The following is a 23,577-nucleotide window of genomic DNA, read 5'->3' on the forward strand; positions in this document are numbered from 1 at the left end:
ATAGGTGAGTGAGTTGGAAAATACGACAAGCAAGCAGAGCAGGCATCAAGCTTTCATCGCGCAAGCCGAAGAAGCGCTGAAAGAGAACATTGGCGCCATGGATACGACGTTCAGGCTTCATTATCATATGATGCCGCCGGCAGGCTGGATGAACGATCCGAACGGGATGATTTATTTTAACGGCTATTATCATTTGTTTTATCAGCATGATCCCTATCAGGCAAAGCAGGGGCCGATGCACTGGGGGCATGCCCGGAGCAAGGATCTTGTGCACTGGGAGCATATGCCGGTTTCGCTTGCGCCTTCCGAGGATTACGACAAGGGCGGGGATGGCGGCCAAGGCTGCTGGTCAGGCAGCGCCGCTTTGCATAACGGCGTATTGACTCTGATCTATACGGGGCATGTCGACGGTAAGACGCCGGAGGAGGTTCAATGCCTGGCGACAAGCGCGGACGGCGTGACGTTCCATAAGCACGAAGCCAATCCGGTTATCGGCGACTCGCCGGACGCCGTGCGCTTTGGCTTCCGCGATCCGAAGGTATGGAAGCGCGGAGACAAGTGGTATATGGTGGTTGGTTATGGCAAAGACGGACTTGGCAAAGCTATTATTTACACGTCGAACGATTTGCTGAGCTGGGAATATCAAGGGGTAGCAGTCGAGAGCGACGGAACGATGGGCGATATGTGGGAATGTCCGGACCTGTTTCCGCTCGGAAAAGATGAGCGGCATGTGCTGCTCATTTCCCCCATGAACATTGCGCCGGTCAAAAACTTGTATTTGTCGGGAACCTTTGATTATGAAAGCTGCCGTTTTGTGAAGCAGCATGCTGAGCGAATAGACTACGGCTTCGATTTCTATGCGCCGCAAACGCTGATTGACGACCTTGGGAGAAGAATTATGATCGCATGGATGAACATATGGGGAGCTGCAATGCCGGAGCAGGCGCATGGCTGGCTCGGAGCGATGACGCTGCCGCGCGAGCTGACACTCGCAGCGGACGGGACGCTGCGGAGCCATCCGGTGCCCGAGCTATCCGCCCTGCGCGGACAGCATATTTCCGCTGCCGATATCGCTTTGGAAGACGGCGGTTTTACAGCTATAGATAGCGTTCAGGGTGATTCGCTCGAACTCGATATCGTGTTTGATTTATCTAAATCGAGTGCATCGGAGCTTGGATTGCGGGTCCGCTGCTCCGGGGACGGCTCCTCGTATACGGAGATCCGTTACAAGGCCGCTGAGCAAAAGCTCTATATGGATCGCAATCTAGGCGGAGCGGGGGATGGCGGAGTAAGCGAAGCACCGCTCGCGCCAGCGGAGGACGGACGCTTGCGGCTGAGGCTGTTTATCGATCGTTCCTCGATTGAACTATTTGCAGGCGAAGGGCGGGTTGCGATTACGAATCGGATTTATCCGGATCCGGCTAACGTCGGCATCGGCTTCTTCGCCCGCCAAGGAACGGCGGTTATCGAAACGCTGGACGCATGGGAGTTGAGTTCGATTTGGTAATGGATGCGAATGCTGTCTTCGGATTAGACGTTGTCGCGCTTGGCGAGCTGCTGATCGATTTCACGCCCAAAGGTGTCTCGGAGCAGGGGCAGCTGCTTCTCGAGCGCAATCCGGGCGGAGCGCCTGCGAATGTGCTGGCTGCTTTAGCCAAGCTTGGCTGCAGCACCGCATTTATTGGAGCGGTAGGGGATGATGCTTTTGGTTATTATCTGAGCGAAGCGCTTGCGCAAAGCGGTATTCAAGTGGAAGGGCTGTTGTTTTCGTCAGAGGCTAATACGACGCTCGCTTTCGTCCATTTGGATGCCAGCGGCGACCGTTCCTTCTCGTTCTACCGTCAGCCGGGCGCCGATCACATGCTTCGTGCTGAGGATGTTAATCTCGGGCAGATCGATGCGGCGAAAATATTCCATTACGGCTCCATCTCCATGACGCACGAGCCTTCGCGGACAGCGACACTGCGTACAGCCGCCTATGCGAGAAGCAAAGGGCTGCTCATCTCCTTTGATCCGAATTTGCGCTTGTCGCTGTGGGACAATGAGGCGATCGCGAAGGAGCGTATATTGGAAGGTCTGCAGTATGCGGATGTGGTAAAGCTGTCGGAGGAGGAGCTGCTATTTTTGACCGGAACGAGCGAACTTGAGACGGGTACGAAGCAGCTGCTGGAGCAATTTCCGTCGCTGTCCATGCTGCTGGTGACGCTAGGGGCAAGCGGCAGCTATTGCCGTGCAGGCGAGGTAACCGCCGCTCATGCGGGCTACAGCGTCGAGATCAAGGATACGACTGGCGCCGGGGATGCCTTCTTGGCCGGTATCCTTTACGGGCTTCTTACGAGACTGGCTGTCGGTCAGAGGGAGTGGACGCAGGAGCAGCTGGGTACGATTCTTGCATTTGCTAATGCTATGGGAGCGCTCGCCGCGACCGGCAAGGGTGCGATTCCATCGATGCCGTCGCGCGAGGCGATTACTGCACTCGCCGGTGCGTCGGTCATCAGCTTAACGTAGCTTCGTGAGAGTGAAAGGCAAGCGGCAATAAGCGCGGATTCGCGCTTATTGCTCTTCATGGGCTGCAGGAAGCGATCATGGAGATCATATTTTTTCGCCAATTTGAGAAAGCGCTTACGATATCGTTTGCTGTATAAAATATTCAAGGAGGCTCATCATGGGATTAAAAAAGCTATGGGTTTCGTTATTATCTGTTTCGCTGATATGGTCGCTGCTGCTGCCGGTTAATATGGACGGGCACGTAAATGCTGCGGAAACAGGTGAAGCCGTGAAGGTGATGCAGGGCTATACGCCCATTTCGGGCAGCTGGACGCCGGAGGGGAATAAGGCGGTTAGCGGAAGCAGCGGGGCTGACTCGAACGCCTTTCTAATGTCAACGACGGAGGTAGGCTCGAATTTTGTGTACGAGGCGAATGTTACGATAGACGGCAGCTCGCCATATGGAGTAGGCTCTCTTGTATTCCGGTCGAATGCGGAAGGAAGCAAGGGGTATGTCCTCAGCTTAGATCCTAATATGGACCGGATCAGGTTGTTCGACTATGCGACGAATAGCGATGTTGGCCAGCCTTTCGCGGTTACCCTTGAGCCGGGAACGGCCTATCATGTCAAAATAGCGGCGGATGGCCCGAGCCTGCGTATTTATTTGAACGGTCAATTAGCGATCGACACGCAAAGCACCGCTTATTCAAGCGGGAATGTCGGGCTGCATATTTATAACGGCGATGTTCAGTTTAATGAAGTGAGCACCCATGAAATCCATACGAACGTTATCGGCTGGACGACGGCCGGAGGGCAGTGGACGACTTCCTCGCAAGGGTGGACAGCAACCGCGCCGGAAAATGAGAGCGCTTACGCGATAGCTCAGACGCAAGCGGACGACCTAACCTATGAAGCGGATATATTAATCCGCGATCCGTACACTGTAGCGACGATGCTGTTCCGCTCCAATGCGAGCGGGTCGCAGGCCTATGCGCTGCAGGTCGATCCGAATGCCGGCCGCATCCGGTTAATCGACACGAACGGCGACCGGGAGCTGGGCGTAAGTTCAATGGACCTTCTTGCGGGTACTGTGTATCATGCCCGAATAAAGGCGGAGCAGTCGAAGCTTGAGGTTTATTTCGGCAGCGGATATGCTCCGGAAATTTCGGTCAGCGGATATGCTCCGGAAATTTCGGTCAGCGACACCGCTTATTCTGCGGGATATGTAGGTTTACAACTATACAATGGATCTGCGGTATTTCAGAACATTAACGTTACCGGGTTTAGAACGAATATGTCCGGCTGGTCGTCTGCCTCCGGCACTTGGAATCCGCATCTGGAAGGCTTGAAGGCGGTTAGCGCGGGAGGCGGCATGTCGTCTCGCTTATCGACAAACTCCGCTGCCGATTTTATGCTCGAAGGCGATGTTACGGTTGCAGGTGCCGGCAGTGCCGCCGGTCTTCTCTTCCGTTCAAACGCAAGCGGCACTGCCGGTTATATTGCGGAAATCAATGCGGCAGCGAACCAAATCCGCTTGCTGCGAGCGGGTGATCAAACAGTAATGCAGAGCGCGCCCATCGCCGTTCAAGCGGGAAAAAGCTATCACCTTGAGGTTGTGGCGGACGGGGCTGATCTAAAAGTTTACGTGGACGGCTATGCTGCGCCGGCGATTTCCCTGCAAAGCAGCGAAGCCCCAAGCGGCAATGTCGGCCTTAGTGTGACGGACGGAGCGGCATTTTTCCAAAATGTTTACTTAACGGACAAGAAGGATGACCATACGGAGCTTTATCGTCCGCAATATCATTTTACGCAGACACGCGGCTGGGCAAGCGATCCGAACGGACTCGTTTATTTTCAAGGCGAGTATCATCTGTTCCATCAGGACGGCGGACAGTGGGCGCATGCGGTGAGCACGGATCTCGTTCATTGGAAGCTGCTGCCGATCGCGATCAAATGGAACGAAATGGGGCATGCTTGGTCCGGCTCGGCGGTAGCGGATACTGCAAACAAATCAGGATTGTTTGACGGCGTGGCGGGAGGAGGCTTAATCGCGTACTATACCTCCTTCAATCCGGACAAGTGGAACGGAAATCAGAAGATCGGCATTGCCTACAGCAGCGACAAGGGGCGCAGCTGGTCGTTTCACGAAGGTAATCCGATTATCGACAACATTGGCGGAGCGGGAGCGGGCTGGGATTTTCGCGATCCGAAGGTCGTGTGGGACGAGGAACATAACCAATATGTCATGGTTGTGTCGGGCGGCGACCATATCCGCTTCTTCAAATCGGTCAATCTGCTGGATTGGACGGCAATCGATTCGTTCGGATACGGAGCTTATGTGCATAACGGCGGCGTATGGGAATGCCCGGACTTCTTTCCTCTAGACGTCGGCGGAGTGAAGAAGTGGGTGCTGATGATCAGCACCAGCGCAAGAGCGGAGACGAACGGCTCGGATTCGGAATATTTTATCGGCAGCTTTGACGGACAGCGCTTTACAAGCGACAATCCCGCAGAAACGGTGCTGCGCCACGAAAGCGGCAGAGATATGTACGCAGCGATGACGTTTGCGGATATGCCTGACGGGCGCCGCGTGGAAATAGGGTGGATGGCGAACTGGGATTATCCGTTTTCCTTCCCGACCTCGCCGTGGAAAGGCCAAATGTCCGTTCCCCGCGAGCTGCTGCTTAAAGCAAACGATAACGGCGACGTACGTCTCGTCCAGCAGCCTGTAGAAGAATTGGAAGCGCTGCGGGGCACGGTGAAAAATTGGAGCAATGAGCCCATAACCCCTGCAAGCGGTAATTTGCTGGAAGGTGTGACGGGAACCGCGTTTGAGATCGTGGCGGAGGTGGAGCTGCCGGCGGAAAATGCTGCAGCCGAGTTCGGTTTCGCCGTGCGGGAGCTTGGTGGAGAGCAGACGGTAATCGGTTACGAGACCGGCGCGGACAACCTGTTCGTAGATCGGACAGCTGCAGGGCGCAGTGATTTTACGGAGTTGTTTCGTCCGGTGCAGGGAGCGAATCTGACGCAGAGCGGAAATAATCGCGTAAAAATGCGTATTTTCGTTGATGAATCATCGGTTGAAGTATTCGGCAACGATGGCGAGGCCGTTATTTCGAGCCTGATTTTCCCGGGTGCGGCGCGGGACGGCATGAGCTTCTACACCGAGGGCGGAAATGTCAATGTCGTATCGCTGAACGTTTACCCGCTGTCGAACATATGGCGTGACGATGTGATTGATGGACCATCACCGGACAAGGTTGTGATGGATGTTAGCAAGCTTGAGCTTGCTGCCGGCCAGACGCATACGCTGTACGCTTCGGTGCTTCCGCATACGGCTGACAATAAAGAGCTGACATGGACTACAAGCAATGCTGCCGTTGCAACCGTGTCCGGCGCAAATTCGCGAAGCCGGGCAGTGACAGCGGCCGCTGAGGGGCGAGCAGTCATAACAGCAGCAACGCAGGACGGAAATATCGTCGGTCAGACGCTCGTAACGGTAGGCAGCTTCCAAACGAACCTGACGGGCTGGCATGCGGCATCCAAAGGACAGTGGCTGACGACAACAGACGGTACTTCCGGCATGTTCGATAAGGATGCCAACTATATGTCTGCGGAAAGCGCGCGAAACTTCATTTATGAGGTGGACGTGAAGCTGGATCCCGCCGGAGGCGCCGCTTCGATGCTGTTCCGCGCAAACAGCGACGGCTCAAGCGGGTATTACTTCAACATCGATCCGAACAAGAAGGCTCTGCGGTTATTTTTTAAGGATAACGGCTCTTTCCAGGACGATCAGCTGCTTGCGAAGGTGCCTGCCTTTATTGCGCCCGGCAAGACGTATCATGTCAAAATCGCGGCGAACGGCACGAATATAAAAATTTATTTGGACGGCAGCAGCGAGCCTGTAATAGATGTGAATGATGTAACCTTTGCAAGAGGTTATTTTGGGATTAATGTGTTTGGCGGCAGAGCTTATTATCAAAACGTATTTGTTGAAGTAACCGAGCCGGTGCAGGAGACGGTCTACAAAATCGTTAATCCAAACAGCGGTAAAGTGCTCGAGGCTGATAATGCGGCGAATGGCGCTCATGTAAAAATTCGGACCGATTCAGGAGCCGACAGCCAAAAATGGTATGTGGAGGAGGCGGGTGCCGGCAGTTTTACCATCCGCGGAGCGGTGAGCGGCAAAGCGCTTGACGCATCGGGCACGGATAACGGCTCGCCATTGCAAATTTGGCGCAATTTCGGTTACGAAAACCAGCGCTGGACGATGCCTGAGAATGAGGACGGCACGGTTGCAATTGTCGCAGTAAACAGCGGCAAGGCGCTCGATGTCGATAACGGCGGTACGGCAGACGGTACGCAGGTCCAGCTGTGGGAACGCAATGCATTTGCCGCGCAAAAATGGACGCTTGTCGAGATTGTCCCGCAGCCGGAGGGCGGCAGCGGCAATGGGGCTGAAGGCTCGGGCGGCAGTGCGGAGGAAGGCGCTGGTGAAGGTGGAGGCGGAAATACAGGCGAGGCTCCTAATGGCGGCGAAACCGGTATTCCGAGTCCAAACCCTGCCGGCAGTGTGATTATCACTGCCCGAATCGACGGGACGGAGGCGGACTTTGCTGACGGAACGACCGAGCTGACGGAAGCGGGCGAGCTGACCGTCATTACGGTCGATGCCGGCAAGCTGCAGTCCTTGCTAGAGCAGGGCAGCAGTCATAAGCTGACTATCCATGCTCCTGCAGCAGGGGAGGTCCGGCTTGAAGGCTTATCCGTTTTGGACATGGCGCTGCTTAGCCGCAGCCGGTCCAGCTTGACGCTTCAAACGGCATACGGCATATTTCCGGTGGCAGGGAGCAAGGATTGGAAGGCTGCCGTGCGGCCGTTCGGCAAGGAGGCTTCGCCGGCGGACATTAAAGTGAGCGTATCGACCGGCAAAGCATCCGAGCAGATCCGGAAGCTGGCGGAAGCGGCTGCCGATAAAGGCGGCTATGAGCTGCTGGTGGATCCGATCAGCTTTAAGCTGTCACTCCGCTACGGCGGACGCGAAATCGATGTGATGGAGAAAGGGAAAACAATCAAATTTATAGCGATTCCTGCACAGACGGACGTCTCCAAGCTGTCGACTGCGGCAGCTGTTTATGCCGACGGATCGATCTCCCCTTTGCCGACTGTTATAGAGTCTATTGACGGAAGCAATTATGCGAGAGTAACGGATCGGAACGACAGCCCGATGTATACGCTAGTTGCGATCGCGGTAAATGGCATCCCTCCAAAATGATATAATAAGCATGAATCTGGTATGAAGGAGAGGGAAAGTGATGAAGCTTATCGATTTGAGCGTACCGCTCAGTCCTAGCATCCGGGAGCCGCTTCCGGCAAAGATCAACTATGCGAGCCATGAGGACGGGGCGCAGCAAGCTGCTGCGATTCTCGGCCTCAAGCCGGACGATTTCCCGGAAAGCCGGGCATGGGCAACGGAAACGGTGACGCTGAGTACACATACGGGCACTCACATCGACGCGCCGTGGCACTACTGGCCGACTTCGGAAGGGAAACCGTCAAGAACGATTGACGAGCTCCCGCTCGAATGGTTTTATTCAGACGGAGTACTGCTCGATTTCAGCGCGAAGACGCCGGGTTACGAGATTACAACGGATGACCTTATCGCCGAGCTTCAGCGGATCGGATACACGCTCAAACCGTTTGATATCGTTCTCATCCGGTGCGATGCGGACAAGCGGCTCTACCACGAACATTATGCGTTCCTTCACGCAGGGGTATCGGCCGAAGCGACGCGCTGGCTGCTGAATCAGGGCATCAAGGTGGTCGGCACCGATGGCTGGGGCTGGGATATACCGCTCAACTTGCAAGCCGAATCATACAAACAAGTGCCGCGGGATGACGTCCTATGGGCCGCGCACTTTGTCGGTAAGGACCACGAATACTGCCAGATCGAGAAACTGGCCAATTTAGACCAAATTCCACGGCCATTCGGCTTTAAAGTTTGCTGCTTTCCGGTGAAAGTGGAAAAGGCGAGCGGAGGATGGACCCGTCCGGTCGCTATCGTGTAGGAATAAGCAGGGAAAGACGAAAACGGCACAATGTAACAGCCTTGCGCGGCAATTTCCGCACAAGGCTGTTATGTCACACTTTAGCTTGGACAAGAACATCTATCTCTAAATGAAAAACATGTCATTCGTCTCTTTTATTTAAAAATATTAAACGAGAGCTCCGGCTTTCTGAACAGTCTTTAATGCTTGCTCGAAATCGGCTTCATCGACAACGATCGTAAGAACGGTGTCTTTTCCGGTAACTGTATTGTCGGGACCGCCTGCGCTCATGCCGCTCGCGCTGACGCTGGTGGCGGCTAAAATTCCGGCATTCCGGTCGTTGAAATCACCGCCTAAAGTGAGATAACCGAGGCTTGGAATATCTCCGGTGATCGGGTTTGATAAATGGTCGCTTCCGCTTCCGGGGTAGGCGTTAACCCGGTCTATTGATGTATCGATAAGATTCAACCCCTTTAGCTGCTGCAGCGCGTCCTTCGCCTGTTCGGGACTGTTAAAGAAAGCAAGTATATTTTTCTCTGCCATTATCTGACCTCCTTTCGATTCCTCAATAGCTTGAACTTCGATCAATCTAACTATGCATAAATTGCATATAATCCATGAAAATACGCAATCTACAGGGGTCTGCTTTTATCTTTAAGGAGGTGTTATCCATGGCAAGGCAGCATAACCAAGCGTCCAAAGCAGAAGTGCAGACGACCGAAATGAATAAAATGCCTGTGGCAAACGAAGAAGATACGGAGTTTTCCGCAGAGCCCGCAGAAGAAGCGGCAAAAGCTTTCCAGCAAAACCGAGCTACAGAGGCTAAAGAAGAGTAATAACCGCTCGGCATTTTTTCCCGATAAGGAGATGTGCTATGGCAGACCGAAATCAGGCAAAGAATCAGAGAATCGAAACAACGGACCAGGTTCCGGAAGTAAAGATCGTGGCAGAAATGCCGGAGGATCCTGAAATTCGCGAACATCTCAAGGAGATGCAGGAGAATGACGGATACAAGGGATCATGCGGCGGCCTTTAAGAATGTCAATTGAATAAAAAGGATTGAATTTCAAATGAATGACAAGGAAATCTATGCTAACGTAACTAGACGTAATGATCGATATGATGAATCCCGAATCGTCGAAGACGGCACGGATCCGATCGAAAATTCTGACGTGGATGCGATCGCTGCAGTAAAGGGCCATATTGAGAGGCAGGACCTGGAAGGAACGGAATTTGGCTCGGAAGAGGAGCTTAAAGGCAAAGAAGAACAATGCCGGGAACTTGAATAAGCAGACAGAAAAAGACACCTTTGCAGGTGTCTTTTTAATAGGAAGAGGCCTTGAGTTATGATATGTACATTTTTATATAGATCAGGTTTCAATGAAATAATATATTTTAGATTTTCGGATTATTCCCCGGACGAAGGGGTCTATGACATTCATATGCATTTGTACCCATTTACAAGAAACAGCGCAAGCGATCATAATAAATATGGTTCCAACTATTTCCAAGGAGTGATTCCATGCCGAAGAAAATTTTGTTTCTGACTGGTGACGGTGCAGAGGTTTTGGAAGTCTTTTACCCGTATTACCGCGTTCTGGAGGAAGGCTACGAGGCCGTGATAGCGGCACCGACGAAGAAAGTGCTACATACGGTTGTCCACGATTTCGTGGACGGCTGGGAGACGTATACAGAGAAGCCGGCTCATCAACTGCAGGCCCATATTGCGTTTGAGAACGTCGATCCCGCTGAGTATGACGGGCTGATCATCCCGGGCGGCCGGGCGCCGGAGTATATTCGGACAAATGAGCATTTGCCGCGTCTTATCCTCCATTTTCTAGAATCGGACAAGCCGGTCGGCGCGATCTGCCACGCCGCCCAAGTGTTCGCCGCGTTGAAGGACAATCGTTTCTTCGAAGGGCGCACGATGACGGCTTACACCGCGTGCAAGCTCGATGTGGAGCAGCTGGGTGCCCGTTATGCACCGGATACGCTTCATGTGGACGGCAAGCTGGTAACCGGACACGCGTGGCCGGATCTGCCGGGCTTTATGAGAGAGTTTCTAAAGCTCCTCCGCTAAGCGGGAGGAGATAATGGCCAAGGGCATGCTCAAGCTCGCACTCCAGACGGCAAAACGAGAGGATCGCCAGCCATCCGCCATAGGAGCGGAATGGAGCGATCCTCTTCGTTTTTTAATGCCTTATAGCCGTTTGCGCTTATAGAATGCGATGAATGCACACGATAACAGCAAGATCACGAGCGCGATTCCGGTAGTCGCCGCTTCCTTAGGACTGGCTTGGACTTGAACAACTTGTGTGCCTGGTCCCCCGAAGCCTCCGCCGCCCATACCGCCCATACCGCCTTGCCCGTCTGGCCGTTGGCCGCCAAATCCGCCCTGCATGCCGCCCTGCTGGTCCGGCATCTGCCCGTCAGGAGGGAACATGCCTGGATCGCCTTGCATATTCTGCCCGTCGGTTGCTGCATTTCCTTGCGCATTTTGCCCGTCAGCAGCCGTGTTGCCTGCATCGCTTTGCGTATTTTGACCGTCAGTTGCCGCAGTGCCTGCATCGGCTTGGGCTGCCAATTTATTAGTCGCCGCTGTGTCACTGCCGTTCAGAGCCGCTGGGCGATTTGCCGCCGAAATGCCGTTGTCATCGGCATTCTGAACGGCAGCCGCAGCTGTATTTTTCAGCGCTTCCGGCTCGCCAGTCGCTTTAGCCGCCGCAGACGGCTCGCCGGATTGTGCTGCCGGCGCAGCAGTATTTTGATCGGCTGCGCCGGTTGGTCCGGCATTTTGCCGGGCGTTTTGACGATTGCCGCCGAAGCCGCGACCGTCGACCATGCCGCCCATCCCGCTGCTTCCGCTGCCCGTTCCGTCGCCGGAGGAAGGAATCGTGCCGGCAAGCTGCTGTGCGATACTGGTCGTTTGCGTTGTATTAAACGCTAGAACGGAAGTGATTCCTTTCTCATACTCGTCGTAGGTGTAGAAGGCTGAAGGGTCGGCTTTCACATAGGCCGAAATCATGCCGCGGATTTCCTGCACCCGTGCTGCTATTGCGTCATCGGACAAGTAGCCTTCAATGGCTTCTGAAAGGATTTGATGATAAGCTTCCTTATATTCATCTACTGCCAGCAGCTTTGCCACGAGAGGGCGATCCGTTAAAGTGCCGGAAGTCGGTTCATCGATTAAGAGACCGGTTCCTCCCAAGCCTCCGAAGGCCATATTATAATCCCATGGCAATACATTGAATATGCCGTCATCCTCGTACAAATAGTAATTATGCTTATTCTGGCCTAAGTAGCTGTCCATGTTGCCGGTAAGCACATTTAAAGCGATAAACCTTAATGCTTCATCAACATCAAGTATGCTCGCAACTTCTGTTCCGTTGTTCAGCTTATCTAACAAATCGAGCAGAATATCGTCATTGGATTTGTCGGATTTCAGGTCGAGCCCCGTATAGGATTTGATTGTTTCCAGCCAGTTCAGCTCGCTGCCGGTTCCGCCGTTCGCTTTGTAAAGCGCGCCGTACGCATTGTCGAAATTACGCTCCAGATAAGAATCTCCGATTTGCTCAACAGCCAAATAGAAGCCCCATCGTTCATCATTAACATAAACGTTTACGTATGAATATTTAGGAGTCGGAAGCCCCATCTCCTCCGCTAACTCGTAAGTAAGGAACTCTCTCATATACGATGCATCGCTGTAATTATTGTTTAAGTTGATTTTTGTTATTCCTTCTAACGTCTGGCTTACATATTCGTCAAATGATATTTTGAAGCTGTATCTGTCAGAGTCTGGCATATTGACTACGCTTCTCAGACTGAGATTACCCTTTGCGCGTATGCCGACATTTTTAAAGGTTTGCCCGTTATATTCAACGGTTGCTTCTTTGTATTCCTCGGCGCTGGCATTATCCAGCAGCTCTTGGAACTCGGATTCATCAATCGTGATTTTGACATCAACTATTTTATCCTTTGGAAATACCGTTTCATCGAGCTTTTGCTCATCCGCTGATTTCTCGCTTGCGCTCGTTGCCATTCCCGAGCTAGTGAGACTGAAGGATGTACCGCCTACGGCACATCCGGTCAATCCGATAATCAGGAGAATGGAGCAAAAGTATAGCAAGACCGCATGCGTCTTCGCTTTCATTTGAGCACCTCCCGAATTTTAGGAAACATAATCCCCGCTGTAGCTGATGAGCACCGCATTGCGAACGCCTGCCAGCTCTGTCAATTGGTTAACGAAACGGCCGGTTTCGTCGCGCAGACGAATTTCAAGCGTCATTTCAATATTGCCTTGCGTCACCGTTTTTTGCTTCACATTGTAACGCTTCACTAATGTACCGACTTGCTTGTGAACCAGCTGCTCGGTTGCATCGCTGTCGCAGTTCACGACGAGCAGGTATGGCGTTTCAACGGAACCGCCTTTGACGAAGAAGAAGAGAATAAGGCCGACGACGACAGAACCGATTACCGCAAGCAGGAAGAAGCCCGCGCCCGTTACGATACCTGCAACCGCAGCCCAGAAGAGGAAGATCAGATCGGTTGGATCCTTGATCGGCGTTCTAAAACGTACGATGGACAGCGCGCCGACCATACCGAGCGACAGCACGAGGTTGGAGTTAATGGCAATAATGACGACAGCCGTAATCATCGTCATGCCGATAAGTGAAACGTTAAAGCTTTTTGAGTAAAGAACACCGCTAAATATCCGTTTGTAAAGCAAGAAAATGAAGAAGCCTAGCAGAAAAGCGACACCAAGCGTAATTAAAATCTTTGATAGGCTGATGTCAGAAGCAAAGTTCTCCAGCACTGAATTTTTTAAAATATCGGTAAAATTCGTCGTAGCCTCCGTCGTTGCGGCAGCGGTTGTAGTCGTTTCCATTCTAATAATCCTCCCAAGTGTTGAATTTCAAATGTTTGCGGCAGATGACGTATTTCGAAGCCGATTGCCTGTTTAAGCCTTCAAGCTGCAAAGCGGTTTTGATATAAGCCGGAATGTATGCATCGTACTTGACCTCCAGGATGATCAGGTCATTATCGAGAGCGCGGATTGGCTCCAGGCTTTCGTCAAAAATATCGACCGCGTGCAGTCCGGTGCGCAGCTCCTTATCGAATGTGATCCGCACGTTGCCGTTCTCGCATACGTATGGCTCGCGGACATAATCGACGATGACTTTCGGCCGCAGCAGATTATGCTTCATCTCATCATGTATTTCGTTCAAAAGCGGTTTGTCCGGTCCTTTCAGCACATCGTGATCGCCGGCCATCAGCTTGTCGTACATGTCTCTGGTGAGCGGCTCCTTCACTTTGGCGATATAATCTTTGAATTTAATTTTTTTCTCAAAGTGAATGATGTTATCTTGGCCGTTGTAGATGCGGATACGATATTTAACGCGATCCCGGACGCCGCCCAGCTTCTCGTGCAGAGCCTTGTTATTAATATCATCAAAGTACAAGCTGCGGATATGATATTCGCCTGTCGGGCCCACATGCTCGTCTTGCTGCATCAGATCTTTCAGTCTTTGGCGTATAATGAAGTATTGATGATAATTAATGAAAAATTTCAATTCATTGCGGTAGTTCAGATTCTTGTTCATCTCACACCTCTTTTCTTGTTCAGCGCCCCTTATTGCTTACAAAAGCTATTGTACTGGCCTTTACTTATTCTTAACTTAAGGCGGGCTGAAAGATTGCTGAATGCGCCTGATGCGGCGGTTTTTGATCGAAATGGTTTGACTGAACATTGCTGGTAACACGCAATGATTCCTACGAAAAAGCCGTCCCGACAGGTTGATAGACCTCTCGGGACGGCTTTTTGCTTTTCAAAAACGAAGGATCGTTCGTTTCCTCAATTGAACCGTAAGATGGAAATATACTACCATATCTTGAATAATTGTAGGTTCAAGGCAGCGAGCCCGCCGTGTATTTATCGGCGGTCTTTTTATATTTATGTGAGGAAAACCCGGAAATCAGAACAAATTCTTATCATCCGACATCATGAATGTCCAACGACACAAATTTACCTACTTTGTAGATGCTATGGGGGCAGCGTTGGTACGGCCTCCGGTTGCTGTTTTTGTTTTGGAAATAAGTATACTACAATTGAATGAGAGATTTGATCGCTAGGAAGCTTACGAACCCCAACATGCGCAGGTTCTGCAGATACAAGATACAAAAGCCGGGATTGCTTCCGTATTTCTTTCATAAGGAGGGCGCTTGATGAAGACGATTATGATTGTTGAAGACGAGGTGGCCATTTCTCGCGTGCTTACAGCTTATATTCAACAAGCGGGTTATCACTGCGCTGTCTTTGCACGGGGAGATGAGGCGCTCGCGCAGTTAGCCGCTCTTCAGCCTGCACTGATCCTGCTTGACGTGATGCTGCAAGGGATAGATGGGTGGGAGGTGCTGCAACAGGTGCGCAGCAGAAGCGCTTGCCCTGTCATTATGCTTACGGCCAGAGGAGAGCTTGGCGATCGCCTGCTGGGCCTTAACAACGGCGCTGACGACTATATAACGAAGCCGTTCGAGCCGGACGAGGTTGTAGCCCGAATTCATGCTGTACTGCGCAGACCGACACAGGAGTTGGTAACGAAGGACCAGAAGCAGTACGGCAGCTTGAGGATCGACTTCAAGTCGCGAACCGTTTACTTGAATGGAGCAGGACTCACCTTGACGCCGAAAGATTTGGCGCTGCTGCTGTTTCTGGCGGAATATCCGAATCAAATTTTTCATCGAGAGCAATTGATCGAGCGAGTATGGGGCATGGATTATGACGGGAGCGACCGCGCAGTGGATCACGCCATCAAACGGCTGCGTCAGGCGCTGCTCCGTTTGCCGCCGGAAGAAGGCGAAATTCGCACATTGCGGGGAACGGGGTACCAGTTCTATGCCAACAAAAACGTCTAAACGGAGCACGATGCTGCGGTACTGGACTTGGCGCTATGTCATTACGCTGTGTGCCGGGTTGATCTTGATCGGAGCTGTCTCCGTTGCCTGGCTGCAGCATGCGGCTCTCACTCAGCGCTTAGACGATGTGCAGCGTTTTTCAGAGAAAGCGGCAGATTATGTCGTCAGCGATGCCGGACAAATAGTCATACCCTATCAGTTCTACAAATGGATCGATCAAAATCAAAGAAAATTCAAACTTCCTGGGCAGTTCGGTTTGACGGTATTTGATCGAACGGGCAGCCGTTTGTTCTATAAAGGAGCGCCGGACAAAGCCAATCCGCCTCCTCAAGGACGAGCAGAGCCGCCTCCGCCTCCTGGCAGCGGCGAGGAGACGGATGGTTCGAACCGGTCTGATGTTCCGACAGAACCTGTTTTCAGAGCCGATCCGGCCTTTCCGTCTCCGCCGCCGCTCGAAGCTCGAATTACCGTGAACAGGCTGGAGAAGCACTATACGATCGCTGTTCCTGTCCACGGGCGAGACGGTTCCGTCATCGGGACGATCGCCGTTTCTTATGACAGGGGGGAACTCACCGACATCGGCCAGCAGTATGGATTGATCGTTTCGCTGCTTCTTTTATCGGGAGGGTTAGGATGGCTTATTCTTTATTCGCTGATGCGCAAATTGACGAAGCCGATTCACAAGGTTGTGCACGCGCTGAAACAAATCGAATCCGGCAATTACAGGTTGTTGCTGCAGGAAAATGTTAAGGAGCAGGAAATTTACGAGCTTCTGACCTACTTCAATGCCATGGCAGCGAGGCTGGAACAATTGGAACAATTGCGCACCGAGCTGCTTGCCGGAGTGACTCATGAGCTTCGCACGCCCATTACATCGATTCGCGGTCTTACTCGCGCGGTTCGGGATCAAGTGGTCGCGGCCAACGAGGCGGATGAATTTCTCGATTTGTCCCTTGAAGAAACGAAGCGGCTGGAGAAGCTGGTATCGGATTTGCTCGACTTCCATTCATTTGCGTCGGGCCACGTGCGTATGCAAGCGGAAGCGGTCGATTTAGGCAAGCAACTGAACGACATCGCGTATCAATGGAGCCTGCTCTGCCGGGATGACAACGTGGTCATACGGACAGAGATACCTGTCCGCGAGCTGTTGGTGCTAGGGGATGCCGGCCGCATTCAGCAAATCATCGTCAATCTTTTTACGAATAGCCGGCAGGCGGTCAATCCGGATACGGATTGTACCATTTGGCTATCTGTAACGGAATCATCGAGTCCGTTCTACGATATTCGGATCAGGGACAACGGCTCGGGCATTCCTGCTGACGAGCAGGCCAACATCTTCGAAAGGTATTACCGGGGAACGAACAAGAAGCCCGGGGTACGCGGATTAGGGCTCGGGCTTACTATAAGCCGGATGCTGGCGAATGCCATGGGCGGGGCGCTGGTCCTGAATGAGAGCTCATCGCAGGGAACGACGTTCCAGCTCATGCTACCCAAAGCGGAGGAAACAGCGTAAATAAAGGTCTGATTCATCATTTAAAAGGGAGACATAAAGACAGACGGTTCAGAGGAGCGCGAATGTCATTCATGACATGTGTCAATAGAAGGATGCCGGTTCGCCAAGCGATGCCGGCCTTTTTTTTTATGAAAATCAGTTGTTGTTTCGCTCTAATTCGTAAGTCCGATTCATACTTTGCCATCTAGCTGCCACATGATCCTGCTACTCTGCTATTACGTAACGACACTTTCATTTTACGAAGGAGGCATAAGATGAGTACGTCAACCGCTTTGAACAATTCCTCGGACACTACCTTTCCTAAGCTGGAGGAGCTTGTAACAGCCATGCAAGGAGGTTCTACGACGAATAATTGGGATATTGTCGTTTCCTACGCAGTTGACAAACTAAATCAATCGCTTGACGCGCAGTATAAGGCTGGCAAACTCGTACAATCGATTGCAATTGAGACAACCGGCGAAGATAGGAAAGGCAAGTTTTCTTTGGCGTTCAATTTGAAAATAGGATCTCCGACACTTCAATTCGTTGCCAATAAGTGTAAGTTAATTATGCCGATTACAGAGGGTACTTACCAAACAGACAAGGATCCGGCCAAAGCGCTGCCTAAGAATACGTATCAAATTATAGCTATGGTTCCGCTAGCCTCGGTTTCAGGCGATTTAAAGTCGGCAACGCCTTCCGGGAAGGTGATTGTATTCGCCGACGGTGCATCCACCGATCAGCATCTTTGTTTACATTTTGCCAATAAAACGGAAACCAGCTATGAGATTAAGACAAGCGACGGGAAAGAGTATGAAGGCGATGAATTTCTGAAAGTGTACTTAGTTCCGAAACTGCAAGTCTGGTTTAAAGAAAATATTGCAGAAATCGACTATGTGCTGGCTACGGTCAATAATAGCGCGAAGGAGGGCGATGTCGTCCTTAAACCTAAATCTTTTATGTTCGTTCAGCAGGGAACGGAATCAAGCGGCGTGCTTAGCTTGTACATTCAGACCGAGGGCAGCGGCAATCCGCAAGGCGACCCGACGCCGGTGTTTAAGCCTGGTGGCAAGCAGAATCTCCCTATTCCTGCGGATCATACGGCAAGCATCATCCTCTCTCGGGATCTCATTGCCAAGCTGTACTTTCAAGCCGCGCTTGTGAAGGCTGGCTATACGGTGACGCTGCAGCCGTCGGAGGCTGGAGCTTCCATTAATATGGATGTTCTTGTCGATCAGAAAGTCGTTACCTATCCAAACCAAACATCGTCGGCCCTCTACAGTTTATCAATCGACGATGTGAATCTGAATTTGAAAGACGCCCCGTTAAAATTAATGGTCAAAGACAGCGTAGTCAGCTTGAATTGGCGGCTTGCTCGTTCATCAGATTGGTCCGAACGCAGTGTCACCTTCGGAGGGACCGGGACTAGCTACGGAACCATTGATCTTAACATATCGTTGAACAAACAATCCGCATCGCTGACGAATTTGACAAAAGAAAGTTTCGACGTCGATCTTACCGTCCAATCGTCCGACTACACCATCTCTGTTGAAGGACAAACACCAACCTTTTTCGAATCGTTGGGCGGAAAAGTAAAGACTCCTCCTTTTGAGCTAACGCATCTCGGCCTTAATATGCCTGGAATAGCGCTCAATTTTCACAGTCTCAATTTCTTCTCCTCGGCCAACTTGCTATTTCCTGACGCCAAACAAGCGATTGATGTCGATAAGACAACAGGGATCAAAACGCCATACGATTTTCTCATCACAGGTTTTATTAATAAGCCCGCTTTCTCGAATGTGAACCGTGAATGGAATGTTGCGGCTGGAAGATCCGCCGAATCTGCTGCGAAAAATGCCTCTCAGCTTGCTAATGAGCTTTTGACCAGCCAACCGCTTTTGTCTCAGCTTGTGAAGGCGATGGCTACAGAGGATATTGCGAACGTGGATCATGTACTTCAACAAAATGACTATGTGCTGTCGGCTGAAGAACTGCAAGGCGTGCTTGATCACTTGCACAGCAGCAGCGAGACGGATCTGCGCTTATGGGGCGGGTATTATATCCTTTCTTCGCCAAGCTGGTTAAGCGGCAAGTCATTCATTGTCTCCAGCCAAACAGGACGGGTTACGGTAGATGGCATTGCAATAAGTCCAACCATCGCCGCATCTGACCATATCACGTGGACAGCGGATGGAAAGACGTTCGATGTGCTGTTCCACGATTCCTACGATAGCAGCGGCGACCCGCTTCCCTTTACGCTAACCGGAACCGTGTCCACGCCAGATGCCGATCCGACCAAGCAAGCCACGGTCGAGGCGTTCGAAGGCAAGCAATATATTGCGCCGTCTGATGATTCGGACTGGACGGATAATCCGGCCGCCAAGACCACGCTTGCCATTCTTTCTCTTCTGGGGATCGGTTTCACCGGCATGCTCGGATTTCTCATTAAGAAATGCCGCGGAAAACAGGTGGCTCCTGAGATGAGAAGTATGAGAGGCGTTGTAAATCGGATCGAACGTACGGTAGAGCTTGTCGCCAATCGGGAAACAGACCCGCGGCAGGTGGACTGGAGTCCTTTTGCGGAAATTGTTCATCAAACGATTGAAAGGGAGACCAACGCCGAAATTCAAAGACGCCCGGATCACTATGACGGTACGCCTCCCGATCAGGTTCTGGCCGACATTCACGCTGCCGTGTCGGCGGAGGCGGGAAGAACGTTGAATGAGAGCGTGAGACAGTTGTTAGAGCCGAAACTGCGAGCCTCATTAGGGCAATTCGAACCTTTGATCGACATGCCCCGCTTGATCGGCGAAGTCGTCGGGAGTGTGACACAGCCGAAGATCGCCGAGATGAGCCTGGTGAGTCCGGGAACGGGGACAACCTTTATCGATAGTTGGATTCGAGAAACGGTTCTTACGCAAAAAAGGAACGAACTTGATCGGCATATTGGAGATCTTCAGGCGGACATGACACGAGTCAATCAGACGATCGAAGACACAAGACGGCAGATGGAAAGAAACGATGCCGCGCTTCAAGAAGTGATCAAGGAATTAAACGACCCGAAATTAGACGAAGATCGCCGTCGTAAACTAGAGGCGGATCAAGCGCATCTTGTGCGCGAAATTCAAGATCGGGAGCGTGAAATCCGCGATCGTGAAGCTGATCGCGACCGGATGGAGCGGGACAAGAATCGGGAAGAAACGGCCAAGGAAGTGCGCGAGCGCGAGCGGGAGGCAGCCGAACGAACTGCCCACGAGCACAGCAGAGAGATATTCCGCGAGTAAACCTGCCTAAGATGAAGAGGAGGATTCAGCAATGACGACTAAGAGAACGCCTCTACAGGAAGGGACAGACGATTCATTCGGGGTGCTCCCCCGGGATGAATCGTATCAGTCCATCCATTTGCAGAATCGCACAGTTATCCTGTCTGTTGCTGACGACCCGGTCCGGCTTGGACCGGGTACGCCTCTTGGCGACAGCTTTTCGAATCAAGAGATGTTTGCCGTATTTACAGAATCTTTGCTGCTATCAGGCAAAGTATCCGGGCGTATGCTCGGATTGTTTGCTTCATCGATGACCGCAATGGACAATTCGGAGTTGAATGTATCGGGAACCGATGGAGATAGTTTGCCGACCATTCCGAGCGGAGACGGTCAGGCAGGCAAGAAAGCGACTTCAGCCGGAGCCATCCATACGTACGTGGAACTTCTGTCTGGCAACGCGCTAAAGATGAAGCTGCGGGCCAGAGGCGGCGCTGGCGGAGCGGGGCAATCCACGGCTGATGGCACAGGAGGTAACGGTGCTGACGGAGCAAGCGGCGGCCAAGTGGAGCTCGGTTTTAGCAACGCATTTTTGCGAATGTTTCCAGAGATTGATGCACTGATGGATGCAAGTCCGCCTATGGATCCCGTTCAGGCGCTTGCGAAGAAACGAAAAGGGATTTTGAGCGCTCTTCCTGGCTTGAAGTCCATCAGCAAAGGACGCGATTCGCTGACACAGCTTGTTTCTCGTCTGGAAGCAGCCGTGAACGAAGCAAGCCGAACCGCCGCCGACCTGGACCATTGGTTAGGGCTCCTCAGCCTGCGATTGCGCGTAGAATCAGAGCTTGACAAAGCCTCTCTGCTAACCGGCATCGATGTAGCAGGCGGCGCTTACGGCGCATACGGTTCCGGCACGAAAGCCAATGGCGCAAACGGCAAGTCCGGGGAGAGCGGTAAGCTTAATGTGACAACGATCAACTTCACCACCGATGATATGAGAAATATTCCTTTCGTATTCGCTCATCCGGATCAATGCCAGATGCTGCTGCAGAGAGCTTACGCGCTTTATTACGCAGGCGATACGACCAGTTTGAAAGCGGCAACCGCCTTGATTCAGCGGCTTATATCGCGGCTAAGCTTTGTGCCTAAATTAGTGGAAACGGACCCGCTTTATCAAGCTTATCGTGACGAAGGCGCTTCTTTGTTTATGACCGGCGGAATTCCCATGCTGCTCTCTACTTACAACTCCGCGACAGGGCTGCTGCGGCAGCTTCGCCTCGGTCAGGACTATTTTGGCCGCAGCTACACGTATACGCCCCGTGGCTCCTACACGTTCTATGATCAGCAATCGCAACGTCTCCTTGCGAACTTAAAGATCATCGAACAGACGTATACGGCATATTTTACAGCCCAACGCAAACAAGAAGCCACGACCGATCAGGTGCGCTCTTCCATGTGCAATGCCGACTTCATGATGGATGAGGCCAAGGCCAACATTGCTCAATTGAAGGCGGATGCGGACAAAACGGCCATATCGATTGCGAGTTACGGATCGGTTATTAAACAGAAACATGAGCAGGTGAAGAAATTAATCGAACAAGTCAAAGCGCAGATAGAAAAATTGTTTTCGGTCAATTTTTCCAACGTGGTCGAGTCGCTTACCATGGTTGCTTTCGCTCCTAATTTGGGGATGATAGGGTTGCAAATTGGCGATTTGATTCACAAAGGCACCAGCCAAATTCCTGACGATCGCGGCGCCGATGTTAATAAATCATATCTGATTGACTCGATTACCGAAATTGAAGCGACGGAAGAGGGTCTGCTGGAAGGTTACCGGTTACTGGATGGCGGTAAGCTACAAGTAGACGATCCGGGAGCTGCCAAGCTCATGGCGACGGAGGAGAAATTGATGAATCTTCTGAACGGTTATCGTTCCAAACTGAAAGACTTGGATGTGCTGAAATCGGCTTTTGACGATTACATCAAGAGTGTGATTGACCGGAACAACATTGTCGTTCACTACAATGCCGTGATCGCCCTCTGGGTCAAATATCAGAACCAGCATGAATTCTACAAGCAGAAGAAGGAACAATTATCCGGCGATCAAGCGGCCGCGGTCAACCCGAATCTTCCTCTCGTGACTACCTATATGGCTCGCATGTATAACGACGCCAAAACTCAGGTGATGGAATCATTGTATATGACCCAGCGTTCGCTTCGCTTCTGGTCGCTGACGGCAACTGACGGCATTCAGCAAGCTTTAAGTGGAACGCCGATGTCGGGGATTACTCATGCTGCTCTTGTCAAAATCCAGAGCAATTTGCTCCGACAATTTGCTTCCGCAGTGGAGACCTACGGTCACGAAGCCCAAGTATTTCCTTCGCCAACGGCAAGCAGCGGACTTCTGTATTCGCTCTCGGCCAGTCAAGTGGATACACTGAAAGCCAGTCATGGCGTTATTTTTTCGCTTCCGGTCGTTACCCCGAGTACGAGCAAAGCGGAAAGCCCGTTTGCAGGCTGGGCGAACATCCGCTTAACCAAAATTCGCGTATGGATCAACGGAGCGAAGACGAAGGACGGCGATCTCCTCGTATCCATTCGCCACTTTGGCACGGAAACGATAGCGGATGTGAAGGGAGCCACGTTCTCATTTTCCCATGATCCTGTTGAAATCGGGTTTAAGTATGAACTTGCAACGAAAAAAATTGTAGAGGACGGAAACATTTCCGAAAAAGAAGAAAAAACATATGCGCTCTTGGGGCCGTTTGCTACATGGCGAGTCTTCATCGAGCCCAAATACAACTTGTCGCTCGATTTAAGCGGAGTAACGGACGTTCAATTCGAGTTTTTCGGAACCAATTATTTGCTATATTAAATCGGGGGCGGGAGCCGGGCGGTTTCTGTTTGCTTTTTTCTGCTGTGGAATGCTCATTCTCTATTGTTCCCGGGAAGCCATGAAAATGGCTGCATGGATCATCTATGCGGCACACGCAGATTTATGTCGAATTTACCAGCATCGCCAAGAAATAGGACGATGCTTTTTTTAATGTTTAGCTTGGTCTGAAGTTAGTAGGATGGTAGAAAATAGTCAGCCGCAGATCATATGGAAACACCACGTACCTATCTATTGAATTTATTACAGTATTGAATAGTATTACTTAAGATCATGATTTTCACAGAAAAAAAAGGCCAAGGAATGATTCCCTAGCCACCGGTTATTCGTTCATCGGTTGTTACTTGTGTCCTTTATGGAGCGTTTTCCTCAGCGTTGCGCAGCGCCTGACCCGCGGCATTGCGCAACGAGCCGAGCCAGGTCGAAAGCTTCGACTTGAGCGTTGCGCCCGCGGTCGAATAGCCGTTATCAAGCTGAGAAGGATCG

General features: G+C 51.7%; 16 protein-coding genes. 12 read left to right on the plus strand and 4 right to left on the minus strand.

All coding sequences use genetic code 11. The annotated features are described in order from the left end of the window. Positions 1–4 precede the first annotated feature (4 nt). The 4 genes from AC0YNZ_RS24620 to AC0YNZ_RS24635 all read left to right on the plus strand — a co-directional run bounded on the left by AC0YNZ_RS24620 (position 5) and on the right by AC0YNZ_RS24635 (position 8,555). On the plus strand, positions 5–1,507 hold the full coding sequence (locus AC0YNZ_RS24620) for a glycoside hydrolase family 32 protein (protein ID WP_475829127.1): 1,503 nt from the start codon (positions 5–7) through the stop codon (positions 1,505–1,507). Next, positions 1,507–2,508, plus strand: coding sequence for a carbohydrate kinase family protein (locus AC0YNZ_RS24625; protein ID WP_475829143.1), 1,002 nt, complete (start codon positions 1,507–1,509; stop codon positions 2,506–2,508). Before AC0YNZ_RS24620 ends, AC0YNZ_RS24625 begins: the two co-directional genes overlap by 1 nt. Positions 2,509–2,665: 157 nt before the next feature. Continuing rightward, positions 2,666–7,762 (plus strand): GH32 C-terminal domain-containing protein, encoded by a 5,097-nt coding sequence (locus AC0YNZ_RS24630; protein ID WP_475829128.1) that lies wholly within the window; start codon positions 2,666–2,668, stop codon positions 7,760–7,762. A 40-nt stretch (positions 7,763–7,802) separates the two neighbouring features. Next, positions 7,803–8,555 (plus strand): cyclase family protein, encoded by a 753-nt coding sequence (locus AC0YNZ_RS24635; RefSeq protein WP_475829129.1) that lies wholly within the window; start codon positions 7,803–7,805, stop codon positions 8,553–8,555. 147 nt (positions 8,556–8,702) lie between these two features. Here the strand turns inward: AC0YNZ_RS24635 and AC0YNZ_RS24640 are convergent, their stop codons facing one another. Next, positions 8,703–9,077, minus strand: a complete 375-nt coding sequence (locus AC0YNZ_RS24640) for a hypothetical protein (RefSeq protein ID WP_475829130.1) — start codon at positions 9,075–9,077, stop codon at positions 8,703–8,705. A 128-nt stretch (positions 9,078–9,205) separates the two neighbouring features. Here AC0YNZ_RS24640 and AC0YNZ_RS24645 point away from each other — a divergent pair, with 128 nt between their 5' ends. The 4 genes from AC0YNZ_RS24645 (at position 9,206) to AC0YNZ_RS24660 (ending at position 10,614) form a co-directional block, all read left to right on the plus strand. Next, positions 9,206–9,370 carry a hypothetical protein gene (locus AC0YNZ_RS24645; protein WP_475829131.1) on the plus strand — a complete coding sequence of 55 codons (165 nt, stop codon included), beginning with the start codon at positions 9,206–9,208 and terminating at the stop codon, positions 9,368–9,370. A gap of 38 nt (positions 9,371–9,408) precedes the next feature. Next, positions 9,409–9,570: a hypothetical protein gene (locus tag AC0YNZ_RS24650; protein ID WP_200961509.1), complete on the plus strand. Its 162-nt coding sequence runs from the start codon at positions 9,409–9,411 to the stop codon at positions 9,568–9,570. Between the two features lie 34 nt (positions 9,571–9,604). Then, positions 9,605–9,823: a hypothetical protein gene (locus AC0YNZ_RS24655; RefSeq protein WP_475829132.1), complete on the plus strand. Its 219-nt coding sequence runs from the start codon at positions 9,605–9,607 to the stop codon at positions 9,821–9,823. Between the two features lie 233 nt (positions 9,824–10,056). Next, positions 10,057–10,614: a DJ-1/PfpI family protein gene (locus AC0YNZ_RS24660; protein ID WP_475829133.1), complete on the plus strand. Its 558-nt coding sequence runs from the start codon at positions 10,057–10,059 to the stop codon at positions 10,612–10,614. A gap of 120 nt (positions 10,615–10,734) precedes the next feature. Here the strand turns inward: AC0YNZ_RS24660 and AC0YNZ_RS24665 are convergent, their stop codons facing one another. The 3 genes from AC0YNZ_RS24665 to AC0YNZ_RS24675 are packed head-to-tail and all read right to left on the minus strand — an operon-like array spanning position 10,735 to position 14,134. After that, positions 10,735–12,684, minus strand: a complete 1,950-nt coding sequence (locus AC0YNZ_RS24665) for a CotH kinase family protein (protein ID WP_475829134.1) — start codon at positions 12,682–12,684, stop codon at positions 10,735–10,737. Positions 12,685–12,702: 18 nt separating this feature from the next. Further along, the gene (locus AC0YNZ_RS24670) at positions 12,703–13,419 is read right to left on the minus strand and encodes a DUF4956 domain-containing protein (protein WP_110771605.1); all 717 of its coding nucleotides are present in this window, start codon (positions 13,417–13,419) and stop codon (positions 12,703–12,705) included. A 1-nt stretch (position 13,420) separates the two neighbouring features. Then, complete coding sequence (locus tag AC0YNZ_RS24675) at positions 13,421–14,134, minus strand: polyphosphate polymerase domain-containing protein (RefSeq protein WP_475829135.1); 714 nt, start codon at positions 14,132–14,134, stop codon at positions 13,421–13,423. Positions 14,135–14,756: 622 nt separating this feature from the next. Here AC0YNZ_RS24675 and AC0YNZ_RS24680 point away from each other — a divergent pair. The 4 genes from AC0YNZ_RS24680 to AC0YNZ_RS24695 all read left to right on the plus strand — a co-directional run bounded on the left by AC0YNZ_RS24680 (position 14,757) and on the right by AC0YNZ_RS24695 (position 23,073). Next, positions 14,757–15,446: a response regulator transcription factor gene (locus tag AC0YNZ_RS24680; protein WP_475829136.1), complete on the plus strand. Its 690-nt coding sequence runs from the start codon at positions 14,757–14,759 to the stop codon at positions 15,444–15,446. Continuing rightward, positions 15,427–16,959 (plus strand): HAMP domain-containing sensor histidine kinase, encoded by a 1,533-nt coding sequence (locus AC0YNZ_RS24685; RefSeq protein ID WP_475829137.1) that lies wholly within the window; start codon positions 15,427–15,429, stop codon positions 16,957–16,959. Before AC0YNZ_RS24680 ends, AC0YNZ_RS24685 begins: the two co-directional genes overlap by 20 nt. A gap of 254 nt (positions 16,960–17,213) precedes the next feature. Next, positions 17,214–20,222 carry a hypothetical protein gene (locus tag AC0YNZ_RS24690; RefSeq protein WP_475829138.1) on the plus strand — a complete coding sequence of 1,003 codons (3,009 nt, stop codon included), beginning with the start codon at positions 17,214–17,216 and terminating at the stop codon, positions 20,220–20,222. Between the two features lie 31 nt (positions 20,223–20,253). Next, complete coding sequence (locus AC0YNZ_RS24695; protein ID WP_475829139.1) at positions 20,254–23,073, plus strand: hypothetical protein; 2,820 nt, start codon at positions 20,254–20,256, stop codon at positions 23,071–23,073. Positions 23,074–23,577: the final 504 nt, after the last annotated feature.

The sequence above is a fragment of the Paenibacillus sp. J2L1-98 genome, assembly GCF_056269405.1.